The following is a 19,485-nucleotide window of genomic DNA, read 5'->3' on the forward strand; positions in this document are numbered from 1 at the left end:
AGACGGCCGCATGTCCGGACAGATCGATTTATTCCAAAAAGAAAGTGAATTTGTGCTGGGGCGTCCGGTCGTCTCGATTTTTCACAACCCCCAAAACCTCTTCTCCATCATCAAAGTGAAAATCCAGCAAACCAACACCCCCTATACGGAAAAGGAAATCATCGTCTCCGGCTATTTCCCTAAGCTGTCGCTTGAAGAGCAATACAAATTCACCGGCAGCGTCAAGAACCATCCGAAATACGGCGTGCAGTTCCAAGCTGAAACCTTCAAGAAAGAGGTGCCGGAAACTGAACAAGGCGTCGTGCATTATTTGTCGAGCGATTTGTTCAACGGCATCGGGCGCAAAACCGCCGAGACGATCGTCAAGAAACTCGGCAGCGATGCCATCAAGAAAATCCTGGAAGACCCGGATGCGCTCGATGGGGTCCCGCGCCTGTCCGATGATAAAAAAGACACGATCCGTTCAACCTTGCAGATGAACTTGGGGCTTGAACGCGTGATGATCCAATTGAACGACTGGGGGTTCGGGCCGCAAGTCGGCATGCGAATCTACCAGGCATACCGCGAGGAAACGATCGATATCCTGACGAAGAACCCCTTCCAGCTCATCGAGGAAATCGAGGGCATCGGCTTCCACCGCGCAGATGAACTCGGGTCGAAGCTCGGCATCACCGGCAGCCATCCCGACCGCATCAAAGCGGCGATCCTCCATGTCTTGAACCAGGCATCGTTGTCGGAAGGGCATGTCTATGTCGATGCGAAGAACCTGATTCCGCTCGTCAAGCAAATGCTTGAAGCGAGCCAACGCGAGGACATTCCGGTCGAAGCGATTTCACAGGCCGCCATCGAATTGAACGAGGAAGGCAAAGTGGCGGGGGAAGAAACCCGCCTTTATTTGCCGTCGCTGTACTATTCGGAAGTGGGCATCGCGACGAAGCTCGAGACCTTGATCGCCGAGCAGGAGACGCGCGACGGTTTCCCGTCCTCCGAAATCCGCAAAGCGCTCGGCGAAGCGGAAGAGCGGCTCGGCGTCAATTATGCGGAGACACAAATCGACGCCATCGAGAAAAGCTTGAATTCGAGTGTCATGATCCTTACCGGCGGACCCGGGACCGGCAAGACGACCGTCGTCCGGGGATTGGTCGAAGTATACGCAGAGCTGCACGGGCTGCCGCTCGACCCGAAAGACTACGCCAAGAAAAAAGAGCCCTTCCCGATCATCCTGGCAGCTCCTACAGGGCGCGCGGCAAAGCGCTTGAGTGAGTCGACGGAACTTCCGGCCATGACCATTCACCGCCTGCTCGGCTTTAACGGGCAGGAGAAAGATGAGGAAACCGAAAAGGAAATCGAAGGCAAACTGATCATCATCGACGAAATGTCGATGGTCGACACGTGGCTCGCCCATCAATTATTGAAAGCGGTGCCTGTCGACGCGCAGTTGATCTTTGTGGGCGACCAGGATCAATTGCCTCCGGTCGGCCCCGGGCAAGTGCTGAGGGATATGCTGGCATCCGGCCGCATCCCGACGGTCGAGCTGACGGAAATCTACCGCCAAAGTTCCGGCTCATCGATCATCGAGCTCGCGCACCAAATGAAAGCCGGGAAACTGCCGGACAATATCGAAGCGAAGACGTCCGACCGCTCGTTCATCCGCGCAGGGGCAGACCAGATCCCGATGGTCGTCGAAAAAGTGGTCAAGAGCGCTTTGTCAAAAGGCCATACGATCAAAGACATCCAAGTGCTCGCGCCGATGTACAAAGGGCCAGCTGGCATCGATGCGCTGAACCAGATGATCCAGCAGATGGTCAACCCGAACGATGACGGCTCACGCAAGGAGCTGGCATTCGGTGACATCACCTACCGCATAGGCGATAAGGTGCTGCAGCTTGTCAACCAACCCGAGAGCAATGTCTTTAACGGCGATATGGGCGAAGTGGTTGCCATCATGAAAGCGAAAGAGACGGTGGAAAAGCAGGATGTGCTCGTCGTATCGTTCGATGGCATCGAAGTGACCTATCAGCGCAGCGACTTGAACCAGCTGACGCTCGCTTATTGCTGTTCGATCCATAAAGCCCAAGGTTCGGAATTCCCGACGGTCATCATGCCGGTCGTCCGCGGCTATATGAAAATGCTGCGGCGCAATTTGCTTTACACTGGGATCACGAGAAGCCGCGACTTCTTGATCTTGTGCGGCGACCCGGGCGTGTTCCGCTACGGCGTCGAACGCACCGATGATTCGAGCCGGTTGACGACCTTGGCGGACCGGCTGGGCGCATCCGCTGAAGGGCAGGCGGACATGCCGCCTGGTGAAGCAAAACCGGTAGCACAGCAGCCACCCGAGAGCGAAGAGGCGGAATCGAAAAGCCTGACGCAGCAAAATGCTCACCGCATCCATCCGATGATCGGCATGGAAGGGATCACGCCGCGCGACTTCCAGGATGCGTAAGCGTGCTTGACAAGGAACTGCGGGTTTTCTATAATTCAATTTATAACCGATAGACAACACCTTGACGGAGACAGTAGGAAGATTCCGGTCGGATAGAAAGAGGCTCCCTGGCTGAAAGGGCCTTCTGCCGCATCTTTTGAACGCTACTCCCGAGTGCAGCTAATCACTGCCGTCCCGCCGCGTTAAGGCGCTTGAGAGACACAGGGCTTTTCCTGTGTAACCAGGGTGGTACCGCGAATCGAGCCTTCGTCCCTTTTTATTAGGGGATGGAGGCTTTTTATTATGCAGAAGGAGGAATTTTGATGAAGAATTTGAAAGCTGAAGACATCCGGCAAATGTATCTCGACTTTTTTAAAGAAAAAGGCCATGACGTGGAGCCGAGCGCGCCGTTAGTGCCGTTTGAAGACCCGTCCTTGTTGTGGATCAACAGCGGCGTCGCGACTTTGAAGAAGTATTTTGACGGGCGCGTCATTCCGGAAAACCCACGCATCGTCAACGCGCAGAAATCGATCCGCACGAACGATATCGAAAATGTCGGCAAGACTGCACGCCACCATACCTTCTTTGAAATGCTCGGCAACTTCTCGATCGGTGAGTACTTCAAGAAAGAAGCGATCCACTGGGCATGGGAATTCCTGACGGATGAAAAATGGATCGGTTTCGAAGCCGATAAACTATCGGTGACGATCCACCCGGAAGACGAGGAAGCGTATGCCATCTGGCTCAATGAAGTCGGCGTGCCGGCTGAACGCATCATCCGACTGGAAGGCAACTTCTGGGATATCGGGGAAGGGCCGAGCGGACCGAACTCGGAGATTTTCTACGATCGCGGCGAAAGCTACGGCAACGATCCGGAAGATCCGGAACTGTACCCGGGCGGCGAGAACGAACGCTACCTGGAAATCTGGAACTTGGTGTTTTCCCAGTTCAACCATAATCCGGACCACACATACACGCCGCTGCCAAAGCAGAACATCGATACCGGAATGGGTCTCGAGCGGATGGCTTCGGTCGTCCAGGATGTGCCGACCAACTATGACACCGACCTGTTCGTGCCGATCATCGAGAAAACATCGGAGATTTCCGGCAAATCCTATGGCGAGAGCCAGGAACACGACATGGCATTCAAAGTCATCGCCGACCACGTCCGGACCGTCGCATTTGCAATCGGTGACGGCGCGTTGCCATCGAATGAAGGACGGGGCTATGTGCTGCGCCGCCTATTGCGCCGCGCGGTCCGTTATTCGAAGAAACTAGGAATCGAAAAACCGTTCATGTACCAGCTCGTGCCGGTAGTCGGCGAAATCATGCAGAGCTTTTATCCGGAAGTCAAAGGCAAAGAGGATTTCATCGTCCGCGTCATGAAACTCGAAGAAGAACGCTTCCTGGAAACCTTGCATGACGGCTTGGAGATTCTGTCTGCAGTTGCCGAAAAGCAAAAACAGGCCGGCCATAGCGAAATCCCGGGCGAAGATGTCTTCCGCCTGTATGATACGTACGGCTTCCCGGTGGAGTTGACGGAAGAATATGCGGAAGATGAAGAAATGACGGTTGACCATGCAGGCTTCGAACGGGCAATGAGCGAGCAGCGCGAACGCGCAAGAAATGCTCGCCAAAACGTCAATTCCATGCAGACACAATCCGAAGTGCTCGGCAATATCAAGGAAGAAAGCGAATTTATCGGCTATTCCCATACGGTAGCGGATGCTGAAATCGTTGCCATCGTGAAAGACGGGGAATTGGTCGACAGCGCACAGGAAGGCGAAGAAGTGCAGCTTGTGCTGGACCGCACGCCATTCTACGCAGAGAGCGGTGGGCAGATCGCCGACAAAGGAGCCTTGACGAACGATTTGGTGACAGCTTCAGTACTTGATGTGAAAAAAGCGCCGAACGGGCAGAACTTGCATACTGTCCGGGTCGATTCCGGAGAATTGACGAAAACGGCTGTCAAAGCGAAAGTCGATGCATCCGAACGCCGCCATACGGTGAAGAACCATACGGCGACCCATCTTCTGCATCAGGCATTGAAAGATGTCCTCGGCACACACGTCAACCAGGCAGGCTCTTATGTCGGCCCGGACCGCCTGCGCTTTGACTTCTCCCATTTCGGCCAAGTGACGAAAGATGAATTGGCGACGATCGAGCAGGCAGTCAATGAAAAGATCTGGGAAGGCATCGAAGTTGAATCCGGCTACCATAATCTGCAGGAAGCGAAAGACATGGGCGCGATGGCCTTGTTCGGCGAAAAATACGGCGACGTCGTCCGCGTTGTCGCCATCAGCGATTACTCGCTCGAATTATGCGGCGGGATCCACGTGGCGAACACGTCCGAAATCGGCGTCTTCAAGATCGTCTCAGAAAGCGGCATCGGTGCCGGCGTCCGCCGCATCGAAGCGTTGACCGGAAAAGGCGCTTACATGAGCATGAAGCAAAGCGAGAAGACCTTGGATGAGGCAGCTTCCCTATTGAAAGCGAACCCGCGCGACCTCGTGCAAAAAGTCGAAAGTGCGCAAGGCGAGATCAAATCATTGCAGCGTGAAAATGAATCACTGCTCCAGAAAATCGCCAATGCGCAATCCGGTGAATTGCTGGAGTCGGCGAGAAAAGTCGGAGACGTGACCGTATTATCCGCAAAAGTACAGGCAAAAGACAATAACCAGCTGCGCCAGATGGTCGATGATTTGAAAGCGAAGTTCGAGCAGGCTGTCATTGTCCTTGGAGCGAGCGACGGCGACAAAGTCATGCTGGCTGCGGGCGTATCGAAAAACATTGCGGGCAAGGATTACCATGCCGGCAATATCGTCAAGGCAGTCGCTGAACAATGCGGCGGCAAAGGCGGCGGCCGTCCGGACATGGCAATGGCCGGGGCGAAAAATCCGGAGCAATTGGATACGGCGCTCGAATCGGTTTACACTTTAGTCAAATAGGTTTAACAAATACGCGCTTTCAGTTATAATGGGATTCAGCAAGAGGAACGAATTGTTCAATCACACATTCCGAAAGCGAGGTGCTTGTCGTGAGCTCATTTGATCGCACGATGAAATTCGATTCATCCGATGAATCGATGGAGCAGGACGTAAAGCAGGTCATGCTGCAAGTCCATGAGGCTCTAGAGGAAAAAGGCTATAACCCGATCAACCAGATCGTCGGGTATCTACTTTCAGGTGATCCGGCTTATATCCCTCGCCACCAGGATGCCCGGAACATGATCCGGAAACTGGAGCGGGATGAAATTTTGGAAGAACTGGTGAAGTTCTATATCAAAAAGAATAACGAGGAATAATTATGCGAATTATGGGATTGGATGTCGGTTCCAAAACGATCGGAGTGGCGATCAGCGATGCGCTTGGCTGGACAGCCCAAGGCATCGAAACCGTCAAGATCGACGAGGCGAAAGGCGAGTTCGGGCTTGAGCGCCTTGGTGAATTGATCAAGGAATACAAAGTAACAGAAGCGGTCGTGGGCTATCCGAAGAACATGAACAACTCAGTCGGGCCACGGGCCGAAGCTTCCGAAAAGTTTGCAGCATTGCTGAAAGAAGGATATGATATACCGGTAGTGCTTTGGGATGAACGGCTGACGACGATGGCGGCGGAGAAAATGTTGATTTCTGCCGATGTCAGCCGGAAAAACCGCAAAAAAGTAATCGACAAGATGGCTGCAGTGATGATCTTGCAAGGCTATCTTGATTCAAAAAAATGATGAGGTGACACGAATGGAACATGGTCAAGAGCATATTACAGTAGTGGACGAGCACGGCAACGAGCAATTATTCGAAGTGTTGTTCACATTCGAATCGGATGATTTCGGGAAATCATACGTCTTGTACTTCCCGGTAGGGGCAGATGAAGACGAAGAAGGCGAGATCGAGATCCACGCATCATCCTTCACTGAAAACCTGGATTCCGAAGAGAACGTTTCCGGTGGGGAGCTTCGCCCGGTCGAAACGGAAGAGGAATGGGACATGATCGAAGAAATGCTCAACACTTTCCTTGAACAAGAAGAAGAAAACGAAGAGCAATAACCATAAGGGGGACGGAATTGAACCTTGATTCCGTCCCTTTCGTTTGAATCACCTTCCGTTTTGGAGAGATGAATAGCTGAGGGGGAACACCCGTGGAAAAGCAGTCAAAGAAAGATGTCATGTTCGACAGGATGAAGGAAAAGAAAAAAGAAGTGAGAGTCGTGCGGCGCATTGTGCTGATCGTCGCGCTCGTCTTGCTTCTGGTCGTCGCGGTGGCCGGCTGGCAAGCCTATAGCTATGTCACGGGCGCGCTCGAGCCTGTCGATCCCGACTCCGAAGAAGTCATCGAAGTCGAAGTGCCGATCGGTTCCAACCTGGACAGCATTGCCGCATTGCTTGAAGAGAACGGCGTCATCAAGGATGCCCGGATCTATAAGTATTACGTCAAGTTCAAGAATGAATCGGAATTCCAGGCTGGCAGCTATGGCTTGACCCAATCGATGACATTGGACGAAATTACGCAAAGTTTGAAAACCGGGAAAGTTTACCATGAACCTTTGTATACGATCAACGTTCCGGAAGGGCTGACGCTGGAAGAAATTGCCGAGCGTGTGATTGCGGAAAAAACGGATTACACCGCAGAGCAGTTTATGGAACAAGTACAGGATGAGGCCTATATTGACGAATTGATGACCAAATACCCCGATTTACTGACAGAGGAAATCAAGGGGGAAAACGTCAGATATGCGCTTGAGGGCTATCTGTTCCCTGCGACTTATCCGGTATACGAAGAGAATCCTTCGCTTACCTTGTTGATCGAGCAGATGCTCGATGCGACAAAAGCGAATATCGAACCATATCAAAGCGTCTTGCAGGAGCAGGAAAAGTCGCCGCATTGGCTATTGACTTTCGCTTCGCTATTGGAAGAGGAGGCGACGGCCAAATCCGATCGCCAAACCATCGCGAGCGTGTTCTACAACCGCATGGACCAAGACATGCCGCTTCAGACAGACCCGACCGTCATCTATGCGATGGGCGAGCACAAGGACCGTTTGTTCAACTCGGATTACGAGTTCGAACACCCTTACAGCACCTATACGAATAAAGGATTGCCGCCCGGGCCGATCGCTTCTGCCGGCGCATCTTCCATCGAAGCGGTGCTCGATCCGAACCAGACGGATTACCTGTACTTCCTGGCTGACTCGGAAGGCAATAACTACTTCTCGACCAGCTACGAACAGCATCTTCAATACCGCGATGAACATATCGGAAATTGATAAATAAAATTTGACCTAGAGAATGAGTAAGTGTGAATAAATCGTTCCAGGCGGACGCTTTCCGCGGGCATGGCTTGAGCCTCCTCGGTCGCTGCGCTTCCTGCGGGGTCTCAAGACTCATGTCGCTCTTTCGCGGTGCTCCGTCACTGCTCCCGCAGGAGTCGCCGCCTTCCACTCTTTAGTGTATTTTATTCGAGAGATATGGAGCAAAACAGCGCAGACTCCTTGGGGAGCAGAAACGGAGGTGGCTTTCCAACTCCGTTTCGACGAAGTGCTGAAATCCATTCGGGCGTCTAGCCCGAATTAGTTCAGCGCGAGCCCCCAGGAAGCGAATTAGTGAAGCGGAGCTGAACCAATTCGTTTGCGATGCTCGAACATAGTGAGAGTAGAGCAAAGCTTTTTCAGCTGTTTTGCGGAATATCGTTTTAATAAGATTTTAATTACAAAACCATTAGTTCAATTTGTATAAGAAGGAAGGGAGCGTCCGTTTCCCTTCTTCTTTTCTGTTCAAATGAAGGATTAGAGCATGAAAGGAGCGGACATCCACAATGCCCGATACAACAATAGAAGCTTTATTCGAAACAATGCGCTCCTATGCAGCGGCGCATCATGTGCCGATCATGGAAGAGCAAGGCATCGGTGAGTTGCTGGAGTTGCTCCGGCAGCAACAGCCGCAACGCTTGCTCGAACTGGGCACGGCGATCGGCTATTCGGCGCTCCGCATGGCCGACGCCCTGCCTGATGTCACCATCGATACGATCGAACGGGATGAAGAGCGCCATGAAAAAGCGCTTGGGTACATCCGGGAATCAGGCCTGGAAAACCGTGTGCGGGCCATATGCGCGGATGCGCTCGAACTGGACATCGATGAATTGACGCCGTATTATGACGCCATGTTCATCGATGCCGCAAAGGGGCAATATGAGCGTTTCTTCAATAAATATGAAGGCCTGCTGTCCCCGGGCGGCATCATCTATTGCGACAATATGTCGATGCACGGCATGGCGGAACAACCGATCAAGGAAGTGCCGAGGCGCAAACGCACGATGATCCGCAACATCCGTTCGTTCCGCAAGAATATGGATGAACATCCCGGATTCGACTGCGAGCTTCTACCGGTCGGCGACGGGCTTCTCGTCTGCAGGAAAAAATGAAAATCGAAACACAAGGAGTTAACGTATATGTCTAAAAACAGACCGGTCGTCATCGGCATCGCTGGCGGTTCAGGATCAGGCAAGACCAGTGTCACCAATTCCATCTATGAAGTATTCAAAGAGCATTCCGTAGTGGTCATCGAACAGGATTATTATTATAAAGACCAAAGCCACCTCGAGTTCGAAGAGCGCCTCGAGACCAACTATGACCATCCGCTCGCGTTCGACACAGAGTTATTGATCAAGCATGTCAATGAATTGCTCGAACGCCGCGCAATCGAAAAACCGATCTATAATTACGCCTTGCACACCCGTGCCGAAGAAAGCGTACTGATCGAACCGAAAGACGTCATCATCCTCGAAGGCATACTCGTCCTTGAAGACGAACGGCTGCGTGAGTTGATGGACATCAAATTATTCGTCGACACTGATGCGGACCTCCGCATCATCAGGCGCTTGATGCGCGACATCAACGAACGCGGGCGTACCATCGATTCGGTCATCGAGCAATATTTGACGGTCGTGCGCCCGATGCACAACCAATTCATCGAACCGACAAAGCGCTATGCGGACGTCATCATCCCGGAAGGCGGGCAAAACGAAGTCGCAATCGATTTAATGGTTACAAAAATTAAAACAATTCTTGAATAGATTGGAAATTTATAATAGAATGATACGAGACTGACGGGTGTTAGCGCATTCATAGTCAGCAGTTGAAGGAGTGGGAAGAGTATGGCAAACGATAAACAATTTCCGATGACAGCTGCCGGAAAGCAGAAGTTGGAAGATGAACTGGATTATTTGAAGACGGTCAAACGCAAAGAAGTGGTGGAACGCATCAAGGTGGCAAGAAGCTTCGGGGACTTGTCCGAGAACTCGGAATATGATTCTGCCAAAGAAGACCAAGCCTTTGTTGAAGGGCGCATTTCTACATTGGAATCCATGATCCGCAATGCGGTCATTATAAATGAAGAGGAAGCTGGCAACGATGTTGTCCGCCTCGGGAAAACGGTTACGTTTATGGAAATTCCAGACGGCGAGGAAGAAGCATACACAATCGTCGGTTCTGCAGAAGCGGACCCGTTGGAAGGCCGGATTTCCAACGACTCGCCGATCGCGAAAAGCATGCTTGGCTGCACTGTCGGAGACCGCGTCAAAGTATTGACGCCAGGCGGGGAAATGGAAGTCAAGATCGTTTCGATCAATTGATGCACCCAGCCATTCCTTTGGGAGTGGCTGTTTTTTTGATGGTTGAAACAAAACTTTAGTTGAAACGTCAAATTTGTCATGGGCCAAATATGATAAACTATGGATAAAGGGGGGCATTTCATGGCTAACGAAGAAAAACCGTATCCCTCTCGTTTGAATAAGAACAAGAACAATAAAAATCGTTCGAATTCCATCCTGAATATCATGATCGCCTTAGTATTCACTTTGGTGCTTATCATCGGGGCAACATTGCTATTCGGAGGCGGCGATGATTCAGCAGATCGTCAATTAGAGGAAACATCGCCGGAAACGGAAAGCCAAACGAGCGGGGATGATGATCCGCAAGTGACAGCAGAGGAAAACGACCTTGAAGCTAAAGAGAAAGCTGAAGAGGAAGCCAAGGCTGAAGAAGAAGCAGCGAAAAAAGAAGCTGAAGAAAAAGAAAAAGAAGAGGAAGAAGAGACCAAAGGCGGGACCATCACACGGGAGGAATCCAACGATCCGATCGTCAGTGAAACCATCGTCAATACAAGCTGGGAGCCTATCGGCACAAGCCAAAGCGGCGACCACGTCTCTTCCTACCAGAAAAACTCGGTAGATTGGAACGAAAAAATTGAAGCGGTCACGTATGCTACCGGATTATCGCAAAACGACATGTATGTCATGATGGTCCAAAACGGCGGCGGCCCGCAAAAATCCATCGCGACAGTCCAGTCGAAAGACCAATCCGAGAAGTATCGCGTCTATCTCGAGTGGGTAGACGGTGAAGGTTGGAAACCTGAGAAAATGGATGTACTCAAAACGCTGGACGGCGCCTATTAACCATTAATAGGGCGCCGTTTTTCTGGCGTAATCATGGAAGCAGGGAGCGGATACAATGAGAATCGGTGTAATCGGCGCAATGGAAGAGGAAGTTGAACTGTTGCGCAATCAATTAGCGAATATTTCCGTCCGTGAAATCGCCAATAGCGAATTCACTACAGGTACATACAAAGGGCAGGAATTGATCCTGTTGAAAAGTGGCATCGGCAAAGTCAATGCGGCGATGACGACCACGATCCTGATGCAAGAGTACAAACCGGACCTCGTCTTGAATATCGGTTCTGCCGGCGGCTTTGACGAAGAGCTGGAAGTCGGCGCGGTGGTCATTTCCGGTGAAGTGCGCCACCACGATGTAGATGCGACCGTCTTCGGCTACGAACTCGGGCAAGTGCCGCAAATGCCGGCCGCCTACACGGCGAACAAGGAATTGATCGAACTTGCCGTCCAAGCGGTCGATGAGATCGGTGAACATCAGCATGCAGTCGGGCTTATCGCAACAGGGGATTCATTCATGAGCGATCCCGCGCGCGTGGCATTGGTAAAACGGCAATTCCCGGAAATCAAGGCAGCGGAAATGGAAGCGGCGGCGGTGGCCCAGGTTTGTTTCCAATACGATACGGCCTTTGTCGTCATCCGCGCCCTATCGGATATCGCCGGCAAGGAATCTTCGGTATCATTCGATGAGTTCCTCCCGGTTGCCGCCAAGCATTCGACGGAAATCGTCCTGCGCGTCATCGAAAAAATGCTCCAGCGCGTATAATATTGAAACTACATCCCAAAACAAGCAAAAAGCTGAGGGCATCAAGCCCTCAGCTTTTATAATTTCCTCAATGAAAATGTGCTGATCATCAAAAATGAAGAAATCAACAGGATGAACATATAGACAGCAGGCGACCAATAGCCGAACCCGAAATATGACAAAGTTAGCACAGTTCCGGCTGCGGTGATCGGCAAGCCGGTGAAATAGCCATTCGATTCGGTAATATTGAAGCGTGCCAAGCGGAATGCGCCGCACGAAATGTAGATAACGGTGAATACCATGCCGGCCAATCCGAAATCCTGCAAAGCGAGCTGATGGATCAGCAATGCCGGTGCCACGCCGAACGAAATGATATCTCCCATGGAATCCAGTTGTTTGCCGAGTTCGGATTCCTGATTGTATTTTCTCGCGACCATGCCGTCAAAACGATCCAAAAATGCAGCAATGAATATAAAGAGCACACTGTAGCTATAGTATCCGTTCAAAGTCGCCATCAATGAGGCGCCGCCGAACACCATATTGCCGATTGTCAAAGTGTTGGCTGCCTGGCTTTTCAGCCGTTTGATGGTGTAATCCATTTTGTCGATCAATATCAATGCAAGCGCTCCTTTTTCGATATGCTTTCGACAATTATACTGTGAAACGACAAAAAATGGTAGACTATTTTAACGACGGAGGTGCAAGCATGAAAAGATGGATGTATCAATCGATGATCGAATTGGGCAACGGAAAAACAAGTTCTGCTGCGTTGAAACGCTTTGCCCAATCAGCCATCAGCCGAAAAGCAATCCCCGGATTCATCAATGCCTATAAAATCGATCTCGGCGACGTCGACCGCCCGAGCGGCAGATACACAAGCTTGCACGACTTCTTTACGCGCAGCCTGAAAGCTGGTACTCGGCCGGTTGCCGGTGCCGATTTGGTCTCCCCGGTCGACGGGCGTGTCGAGGTCCATGGCGCAATCCAGGAAGGCAGCCGGTTTCAAGTCAAAGGCATCGGTTATTCTCTCGCTGAACTGCTCGGCAGCGAACAGATGGCTGAGCGCTATGCAAATGGCCAGTACGCAATTCTCTATCTATCCCCTGCAGACTATCACCGCATCCATAGCCCGGCAGACGGTGAAGTCTTGAAGCAATATATGCTTGGCGACAAATCCTATCCGGTCAATCGGCTTGGCCTGACGTACGGGAAATCGCCGATCAGCGGCAACCGCCGTCTCATCACTGAACTGAAAACCCCTCATGGTCAAGTATTGGTCGTGAAAGTCGGGGCGATGTATGTCAACTCCATCGAATTGACGGAGTTCGGGAAGGTTTGGAAAAAAGGCGGGGAAGTCGCTCATTTCAGCTTCGGTTCAACGGTCGCGTTATTCTTTGAAAGCGGACATCTGCAATTCGATGCGAAAATCCATGACGGCGACCGGATCAAGGTGGGAGAACCCCTTGCATATATGGTATAATCAATGGACTTAAGTCCCTAGAAACAGGAGTTGTTATGTGTGTATCGATATTTTATTCCAAGGCAGTACGTTAAAGAAGTGTTTGACATTACGCCAGAGTCATTAAAAGAAAAAGGGGTGCTCGGGATCATCACCGACCTCGACAATACATTGGTCGAATGGGACCGCCCTGAAGCGACGCCGCGCCTGATCGAATGGCTGAAATCGATGAAAGATGCGGGCATCCAGGTAGTCATCGTTTCCAATAATAACGAGATGCGCGTCAAATCATTCGCTGACCCTCTCGGCATCCCGTTTATCCACCAGGCAAGAAAGCCGATGGGCAAAGCTTTCCGGAAAGCTTTGAAGATCATGAGCGTCAAACGGGAACAAGTCGTCGTCATCGGCGACCAGATGCTGACCGATATTTTCGGCGGCAACCGCAATAAGCTCCATACGATCCTGGTGTTGCCGGTCGCGCAATCGGACGGCTTCTTTACGCGTTTCAACCGCATGGTAGAGCGCCGGATCATGAAACGATTGAAAGATAAAGGACAATTGATGTGGGAGGAAGAAAATTGACAGAAATGCCATATTGCATCGGTTGCGGTGTACAGATCCAGACAGAGCGGAAAGACGATATCGGCTATGCGCCGCCGTCTTCACTCGATAAAGAGGAAATCATCTGCCAGCGCTGCTTCCGCTTGAAAAACTACAATGAATTGCAGCCGGTGTCCTTGACGGACGATGATTTCCTGCGCATTTTGAACGGCCTTGGGGAACGTAAAGGGCTGATCGTGAAAATCGTCGATATTTTCGACTTCAACGGCAGTTGGCTGCCGGGGCTGCACCGCTTTGTCGGAAACAATCAGATTTTGCTCATCGCCAATAAAGCGGATTTACTTCCGAAATCGGTCAAAGAGAAAAAATTGATCAATTGGATGAAACAGGAGTCGCGTAAATTGGGCTTGAACCCGATTGATATCCTGGCTGTCTCCGCCCATAAAGGGACGGGCGTCGCAGAAGCGATGGACGCGATCGAACAATACCGCGATGGCGGCGACGTTTACGTGGTCGGCTGTACGAATGTCGGAAAATCGACCTTCATCAACCGGGTCATCAAGCAGGCGACGGGAGAAGGCGATGTCATCACGACGTCCCATTTCCCGGGAACTACGCTTGATATGATCGGCATCCCGCTTGACGATGAGCGTTCGTTATTCGACACCCCAGGCATCATCAACCACCATCAGTTGGCGCATCACCTGCATACTGAAGATCTCAAGGCGATCATGCCGAAAAAAGAGATCAAGCCGCGCGTGTTCCAATTGAACCCTGAACAGACTTTGTTCATCGGCGGCTTGGCGCGTTTTGATTTCATCAGCGGAAAACGTTCATCGTTCACGGTGCATGCTGCAAATTCCTTGAATATCCACCGGACCAAACTGGAAAACGCAGATGACTTATATGAACAGCATCTGGGCGGCATGCTTGCCCCGCCATCCGCTGAATATAAGGAAGATTTCCCTGAACTGGTGCGTCATGAATTCCGCATCAAAGAAGGTAAGACGGATATCGTCTTTTCCGGGCTCGGCTGGATTACGGTCCAGCACGATGACGTGACGGTCGCTGCCCACGCGCCAAAAGGGGTAGAAGTCATCGTCCGCCCATCGCTCATATAGGAGGTTTTTCTCAATGAAGAAATGGTATGCGGTCATCGGAGACCCGATCTCCCATTCACTATCGCCTTATATGCACGATCATTGGTTTGAAAAGCATGGCATCGATGCTTCCTATATTCCGGTGCACGTCGAGCCGAAACAGCTCGAACAGGCGCTTCGGTCGATGAAGTTGCTCGGGGCCAGCGGATTCAATATCACCTTGCCGCATAAACAGGCGGCGATCCCGCTTTTGGACGAACTGGATGAAACGGCGCGCATCATGAATGCGGTCAATACCGTCGCTTTGGAAAATGGGCGTTATAGAGGGTTCAATACAGATGGCGATGGGTTTGTCCGTTCGCTCTTAAGTTATCCCGTCGACAAAGACCGCGCGTTGCTGGTCATCGGTGCAGGAGGGGCGGCGCGGGGCATCGTTTTCGCGCTCTCGCGTGCCGGCTTTACGGACATCACCATCACCAACCGCACTTTCCGCAGGGCGCAGGAACTGGCGGATGAAACCGGCAGCAAGGCGATCGTAATGGCCGATGCAGAGGCGCATTTAAGCGAATTCGCTACGATTGTCCAGACCACTTCGGTCGGTTTGACAGAAGAAGCCTTGCCGCTGTCCTTGACGCATCTCGGAAGCGGTTCGGTCGTGGCGGATATCATCTACAACCCGCTCGAAACACCGTTTTTGAAAGAGGCGAAAGCGAAAGGCTGCCTCGTGCTGAACGGTGTCGGCATGTTCGTCAACCAGGGCGCCATCGCGTTCGAGAAATGGACAGGCATCCGTCCGGATACAGAAGAAATGATTCAATTGATAACGGAAAAACTAGGAGGCAATTATGTTAACAGGTAAACAGAAACGTTTTTTAAGAAGTGAAGCGCATCATTTGGACCCGATTTTCCAGGTCGGAAAAGGTGGCGTCAATGAAGCGATGCTCGTGCAAATCGGGGAAGCCCTTGAAAAGCGTGAACTCGTAAAAGTCAGCATCCTGCAGAACAACGAAGATGGCAAGCACGAAGTGGCGCAACATTTGGCGGAGGGAACGAAATCGGAATTGGTGCAGTTGATCGGCCATACCGTCGTATTGTATAAAGCGTCCGTCAACAATAAACGGATTGAGCTTCCGTGAAAAAACGCAAGATCGGTATTCTCGGCGGCACGTTCAACCCGCCGCATTTCGGCCATTTGATCATGGCGAATGAAGCCTATTACGCATTGGGCCTGGATGAAGTGCGTTTCATGCCGAACGCGATCGCCCCCCATAAGGAATCGAGCGGCATCGATACAAAAACGCGTGTCATGATGACGCACCTTGCCATAGACGGGCATGACCATTTCCGCCTGGAAGACATTGAAGTGTCGAACGGCGGTGTCTCGTATACATTTGAGACGATGGCCAAATTGACCGACCGCGAACCGGGATGCGAATTTTATTTCATCATCGGCGGGGACATGGTCGAAAGTTTGCATACATGGCATCGCATCGGCGAGCTGGCCGAATTGGTCCAGTTTGTCGGCATCGGCCGGCCGGGCTATAAAGCTGAAACGGATTACCCTGTCTTGATGATCGATTCCCCAGAAATGCATCTGTCGTCGACGATGCTGCGGGAGCGCGTATTGGCGGGCCGGCCATTGACTTTCTTCGTACCTGAACAAGTGGAAACTTTCATCCGGAAGGAGCGATTATATGGACCCGAGCCTGATGCTCCAAAAAGTGAAGGAACGCCTTCCTGAAAAGCGTTTTAAGCATGTACTGGGCGTGATGAATACGGCGGTGGCATTGGCCAAGCAATATGGGGTGCCGGAAGATCAAGCGCGTATTGCGGCGATTCTGCATGACGTGGCGAAATTCGCGGACCGTGAATGGATGCGCGGCATCATCGAAAAGCAAAAGATGGACCCTTTACTGCTCGACTATCATCATGAGTTATGGCATGCCCCGGTCGGTGCTTACCTGGCTTCCTACGAATTCGGTGTCGAAGATGCAGGCATCCTCGACGCGATCCGTTACCATACGACAGGGCGCGCCGGCATGTCCGATCTCGAGAAAATCATCTATACTGCAGATATGATCGAACCGAGCCGCCAGTTCCCGGGAGTCGACCGGTTGAGAGCCATGAAAAATGACGGCCTCGACCGCTTGATGGAAGCATCGATCCGGCAATCGATCGAATTTCTCGCATCAAAAAATCAGCCGGTTTATCCGGATTCCTTGAAATGCCTGGAGCATTTCGAGCAACAGAAAGGGAACGTGAAGAATGACTAAAGATACATTATTGCAAGTGGCGTACAAAGCCGCAGAGGATAAAAAAGCAGAAGACATCGTTGTATTGAACATGGAAGGGATTTCGCTGTTGGCGGATTACTTCCTCATCTGCAGCGCGAACTCGGACCGTCAAGTCCAGTCGATCGCCCGTGAATTGATGGATAAGGCTGGAGAAGCCGGCTATGAAGTGAAAAGTGTCGAAGGCTTTGACGCCGCGCGCTGGGTCCTGGTCGACCTTGGCGATGTCGTGGCGCATATCTTCCATCGCGATGAGCGCTCGTATTACAACCTAGAGCGTCTATGGCGCGACGCTCCGCAGCTCGAAGTATGAACTACGGGCGGTTTGCAGCGGTTTATGACGATTTGATGGAAGATATTCCATACGAACAATACGTGGAATGGATTGCTGAAACGATGCGCTCCGGGTCTGTACTCGATCTTGCGTGCGGAACCGGCGTGCTGTCTGAATTGATGGCTGAACTCGGCTATGATGTGACGGCAAGTGATTTATCCGCTGATATGCTCACAGTTGCGCAGAATCGCTTTAAAGAATCAGGGCTGGAGATTCCGGTGCTTCAATTGTCCATGGACAACCTCGAAGGATTAGAAGGCTTCGATGCTGTGACGATCGCGATTGATTCGTTGAATTACTTAGCGAAAGAAGAGCAGGTCAAGGACACCTTCGGACAAGTTTATGCGGCATTGAAGCCTGGCGGGTATTTTTTCTTCGATGTCCATTCAGTGTTTAAAGTCGATGAGATCTTTATGCACAGCCCGTTCGTTTATGACGGAGAAGATCTTGCTTATATGTGGCACACGGAAAAAGGATCGGCGCCTCACAGCGTCATCCACGATTTGACTTTTTTCGTGCGTGAGGGCTGGATGTTCGAGCGTTTTGAAGAAACGCATGAACAACGGACTTACCCGATTGAGGTTTATAAGGAATGGCTTACGGAAGCCGGATTCACGGTGGAATCAGTAACTGCTGATTTTACAGCCGATGCACCAAACGACGAAAGCGAACGGATCTTTTTCCGTGCGAAAAAATAATCAATAACACCACCCCCGCATATTTCGATATGCGGGTTTTTTCATGGAAAGATGGACTTCTGCCCGTCCGTTATTATATAATTCAGACAGCTTCAGCTGTTTGCTTCCTGCGGAAACGGGGGATGCCCACTGAATATGTCTCCGCAACTTGCCAAATACGCCCGCATCGTCGTGCCGATCGCCGCGGTTTTGGCACTTCTCTATTTCTTTCTCCTGCGCGACCCTCCTGAGGCTACACGCCTCGGCGAACTCACTCCCGAACCCACCGAACAAATTCCGCCACCGGAAACCGATACAGCGATACCGGAAAACGTCATGATCGATGTGAAAGGGGCTGTCAAAAATGCCGGCCTTTATGAATTGCCTGCCGGTTCACGTATCAACGATGCTATCGAAGCTGCCGGCGGCTTGTTGCCGGAAGCGGACAGCCGCTCGATTAACTTGGCTGTCATCGTGCTGGACGAATCATCGGTTTATGTGCCAACACTAGGCGAGGAAAGCGTGGCACAGGCAGCATTAATGCTAGGCGGCAGTGCTGCGCCCGGGCTCATCAACTTGAATTCGGCAACCGAAGAGGAGCTGACCGAACTTCCTGGAATCGGGCCGGCCAAAGCGGCAGCCATCGTGGCGCACCGGACTGAGAACGGCCCTTTCAAAAACATCGAGCAATTGATGGATGTAACAGGGATCGGTGAAAAGAGTTTTGAACAATTGCAAGAGCTGATCCGGGTTAGATGAGGACGGACGGCCCTTGACGAAACAACTGCCTCTGCTACACTTGATTTAACGAAACAGCAGGAGGCAATCAGATGAAGCGAATAACGTGGGATCAATTTTTTATGGCTCAAAGCCATCTTTTAGCGCTAAGAAGCACTTGCACGCGGCTGGCCGTCGGGGCGACGATCGTACGCGACCGGCGCATCATGGCCGGGGGGTATAACGGCTCGATTTCCGGTGGGGACCATTGCATCGATAAAGGCTGCTATGTTGTCGATAACCATTGTGTACGGACCATCCATGCGGAAATGAATGCGCTGTTGCAATGCGCGAAGTATGGGGTCAGCGTCAGCGGCGCCGATATGTATGTCAGCCATTTCCCTTGCCTCCAATGCACGAAATCCATTATCCAGGCCGGCATTTCACGCCTTTACTACGCAGCGGATTATAAAAATCACGAATACGCGATCGAACTGCTGGAACAGGCAAATGTTGAAGTGATCCAAGTGATGTTCGATGAACGCACCATCGATTTCCTCAGCGTCGAGAAAACGGCACTTTATATGGAATTGATTGAAAAGCTTGGCGCAAAAGGGGCGAGCGAAGAAGAATTGTCCCATTATAAAGAACGGGTGAAGGAATTATTCGGAGAACTTCTCGTTTAACCGAAGCGTTATTTCTCTATGCAGCAATTGCGACGGCAATTGCCGCACA

23 protein-coding genes are annotated in these 19,485 nt (G+C 51.5%); 22 read left to right on the forward strand and 1 reads right to left on the reverse strand.

Going from position 1 to position 19,485, the window contains the following annotated elements; genetic code table 11:
- Positions 1–10: 10 nt before the first annotated feature.
- From recD2 to mtnN, 11 genes are all read left to right on the forward strand, one after another.
- A complete protein-coding gene (recD2, locus tag BBI15_RS07455) occupies positions 11–2,446 on the forward strand; it encodes an SF1B family DNA helicase RecD2 (RefSeq protein ID WP_068868986.1) in 2,436 nt (811 codons plus the stop codon).
- A 302-nt stretch (positions 2,447–2,748) separates the two neighbouring features.
- On the forward strand, positions 2,749–5,373 hold the full coding sequence (gene alaS, locus BBI15_RS07460; RefSeq protein ID WP_068868987.1) for an alanine--tRNA ligase: 2,625 nt from the start codon (positions 2,749–2,751) through the stop codon (positions 5,371–5,373).
- A gap of 89 nt (positions 5,374–5,462) precedes the next feature.
- Positions 5,463–5,729, forward strand: coding sequence for an IreB family regulatory phosphoprotein (locus BBI15_RS07465; protein WP_068872541.1), 267 nt, complete (start codon positions 5,463–5,465; stop codon positions 5,727–5,729).
- Between the two features lie 2 nt (positions 5,730–5,731).
- The gene (gene ruvX / locus BBI15_RS07470; RefSeq protein ID WP_068868988.1) at positions 5,732–6,148 is read left to right on the forward strand and encodes a Holliday junction resolvase RuvX; all 417 of its coding nucleotides are present in this window, start codon (positions 5,732–5,734) and stop codon (positions 6,146–6,148) included.
- A gap of 13 nt (positions 6,149–6,161) precedes the next feature.
- A complete protein-coding gene (locus BBI15_RS07475) occupies positions 6,162–6,470 on the forward strand; it encodes a DUF1292 domain-containing protein (protein ID WP_068868989.1) in 309 nt (102 codons plus the stop codon).
- A 92-nt stretch (positions 6,471–6,562) separates the two neighbouring features.
- Positions 6,563–7,687 carry an endolytic transglycosylase MltG gene (gene mltG, locus BBI15_RS07480; protein ID WP_157101635.1) on the forward strand — a complete coding sequence of 375 codons (1,125 nt, stop codon included), beginning with the start codon at positions 6,563–6,565 and terminating at the stop codon, positions 7,685–7,687.
- Positions 7,688–8,235: 548 nt separating this feature from the next.
- Entirely contained in the window at positions 8,236–8,841 is a 606-nt protein-coding gene (locus BBI15_RS07485) for an O-methyltransferase (RefSeq protein WP_068868990.1), read from the forward strand.
- 27 nt (positions 8,842–8,868) lie between these two features.
- On the forward strand, positions 8,869–9,492 hold the full coding sequence (udk, locus tag BBI15_RS07490; RefSeq protein WP_068868991.1) for a uridine kinase: 624 nt from the start codon (positions 8,869–8,871) through the stop codon (positions 9,490–9,492).
- A gap of 81 nt (positions 9,493–9,573) precedes the next feature.
- A complete protein-coding gene (gene greA / locus BBI15_RS07495; protein ID WP_068868992.1) occupies positions 9,574–10,050 on the forward strand; it encodes a transcription elongation factor GreA in 477 nt (158 codons plus the stop codon).
- Positions 10,051–10,170: 120 nt separating this feature from the next.
- A complete protein-coding gene (locus BBI15_RS07500; RefSeq protein WP_068868993.1) occupies positions 10,171–10,872 on the forward strand; it encodes a YrrS family protein in 702 nt (233 codons plus the stop codon).
- Between the two features lie 55 nt (positions 10,873–10,927).
- Positions 10,928–11,632 carry a 5'-methylthioadenosine/S-adenosylhomocysteine nucleosidase gene (gene mtnN, locus BBI15_RS07505; RefSeq protein ID WP_068868994.1) on the forward strand — a complete coding sequence of 235 codons (705 nt, stop codon included), beginning with the start codon at positions 10,928–10,930 and terminating at the stop codon, positions 11,630–11,632.
- Positions 11,633–11,688: 56 nt separating this feature from the next.
- On the opposite strand, the gene pssA is transcribed toward mtnN, so the two are convergent.
- The gene (pssA, locus tag BBI15_RS07510; RefSeq protein ID WP_068868995.1) at positions 11,689–12,228 is read right to left on the reverse strand and encodes a CDP-diacylglycerol--serine O-phosphatidyltransferase; all 540 of its coding nucleotides are present in this window, start codon (positions 12,226–12,228) and stop codon (positions 11,689–11,691) included.
- An 89-nt stretch (positions 12,229–12,317) separates the two neighbouring features.
- On the opposite strand from pssA, the gene BBI15_RS07515 reads away from it, so the two are divergent.
- The 11 genes from BBI15_RS07515 (at position 12,318) to BBI15_RS07565 (ending at position 19,436) form a co-directional block, all read left to right on the forward strand.
- A complete protein-coding gene (locus tag BBI15_RS07515; RefSeq protein WP_068868996.1) occupies positions 12,318–13,091 on the forward strand; it encodes a phosphatidylserine decarboxylase in 774 nt (257 codons plus the stop codon).
- A gap of 30 nt (positions 13,092–13,121) precedes the next feature.
- A complete protein-coding gene (locus tag BBI15_RS07520; protein WP_418312495.1) occupies positions 13,122–13,652 on the forward strand; it encodes a YqeG family HAD IIIA-type phosphatase in 531 nt (176 codons plus the stop codon).
- On the forward strand, positions 13,649–14,752 hold the full coding sequence (gene yqeH / locus BBI15_RS07525) for a ribosome biogenesis GTPase YqeH (RefSeq protein ID WP_068868998.1): 1,104 nt from the start codon (positions 13,649–13,651) through the stop codon (positions 14,750–14,752). The genes BBI15_RS07520 and yqeH overlap by 4 nt, the downstream gene beginning before the upstream one ends.
- A gap of 13 nt (positions 14,753–14,765) precedes the next feature.
- Positions 14,766–15,590 (forward strand): shikimate dehydrogenase, encoded by an 825-nt coding sequence (gene aroE, locus BBI15_RS07530; protein WP_068868999.1) that lies wholly within the window; start codon positions 14,766–14,768, stop codon positions 15,588–15,590.
- A complete protein-coding gene (yhbY, locus tag BBI15_RS07535; protein ID WP_068869000.1) occupies positions 15,577–15,867 on the forward strand; it encodes a ribosome assembly RNA-binding protein YhbY in 291 nt (96 codons plus the stop codon). The genes aroE and yhbY overlap by 14 nt, the downstream gene beginning before the upstream one ends.
- Positions 15,864–16,472 carry a nicotinate-nucleotide adenylyltransferase gene (locus BBI15_RS07540; RefSeq protein ID WP_084632786.1) on the forward strand — a complete coding sequence of 203 codons (609 nt, stop codon included), beginning with the start codon at positions 15,864–15,866 and terminating at the stop codon, positions 16,470–16,472. Before yhbY ends, BBI15_RS07540 begins: the two co-directional genes overlap by 4 nt.
- Positions 16,426–17,004, forward strand: coding sequence for a bis(5'-nucleosyl)-tetraphosphatase (symmetrical) YqeK (yqeK, locus tag BBI15_RS07545; RefSeq protein ID WP_068869001.1), 579 nt, complete (start codon positions 16,426–16,428; stop codon positions 17,002–17,004). Before BBI15_RS07540 ends, yqeK begins: the two co-directional genes overlap by 47 nt.
- A complete protein-coding gene (gene rsfS, locus BBI15_RS07550; RefSeq protein WP_068869002.1) occupies positions 16,997–17,335 on the forward strand; it encodes a ribosome silencing factor in 339 nt (112 codons plus the stop codon). Before yqeK ends, rsfS begins: the two co-directional genes overlap by 8 nt.
- Positions 17,332–18,054, forward strand: coding sequence for a class I SAM-dependent DNA methyltransferase (locus tag BBI15_RS07555; protein ID WP_068869003.1), 723 nt, complete (start codon positions 17,332–17,334; stop codon positions 18,052–18,054). Before rsfS ends, BBI15_RS07555 begins: the two co-directional genes overlap by 4 nt.
- A 135-nt stretch (positions 18,055–18,189) precedes the next feature.
- The gene (locus BBI15_RS07560) at positions 18,190–18,792 is read left to right on the forward strand and encodes a helix-hairpin-helix domain-containing protein (RefSeq protein WP_068869004.1); all 603 of its coding nucleotides are present in this window, start codon (positions 18,190–18,192) and stop codon (positions 18,790–18,792) included.
- Between the two features lie 71 nt (positions 18,793–18,863).
- The gene (locus BBI15_RS07565; protein WP_068869005.1) at positions 18,864–19,436 is read left to right on the forward strand and encodes a ComE operon protein 2; all 573 of its coding nucleotides are present in this window, start codon (positions 18,864–18,866) and stop codon (positions 19,434–19,436) included.
- Positions 19,437–19,485 lie beyond the last annotated feature (49 nt).

Source organism: Planococcus plakortidis, from assembly GCF_001687605.2.
Classification (GTDB): Bacteria; Bacillota; Bacilli; order Bacillales_A; family Planococcaceae; genus Planococcus; species Planococcus plakortidis.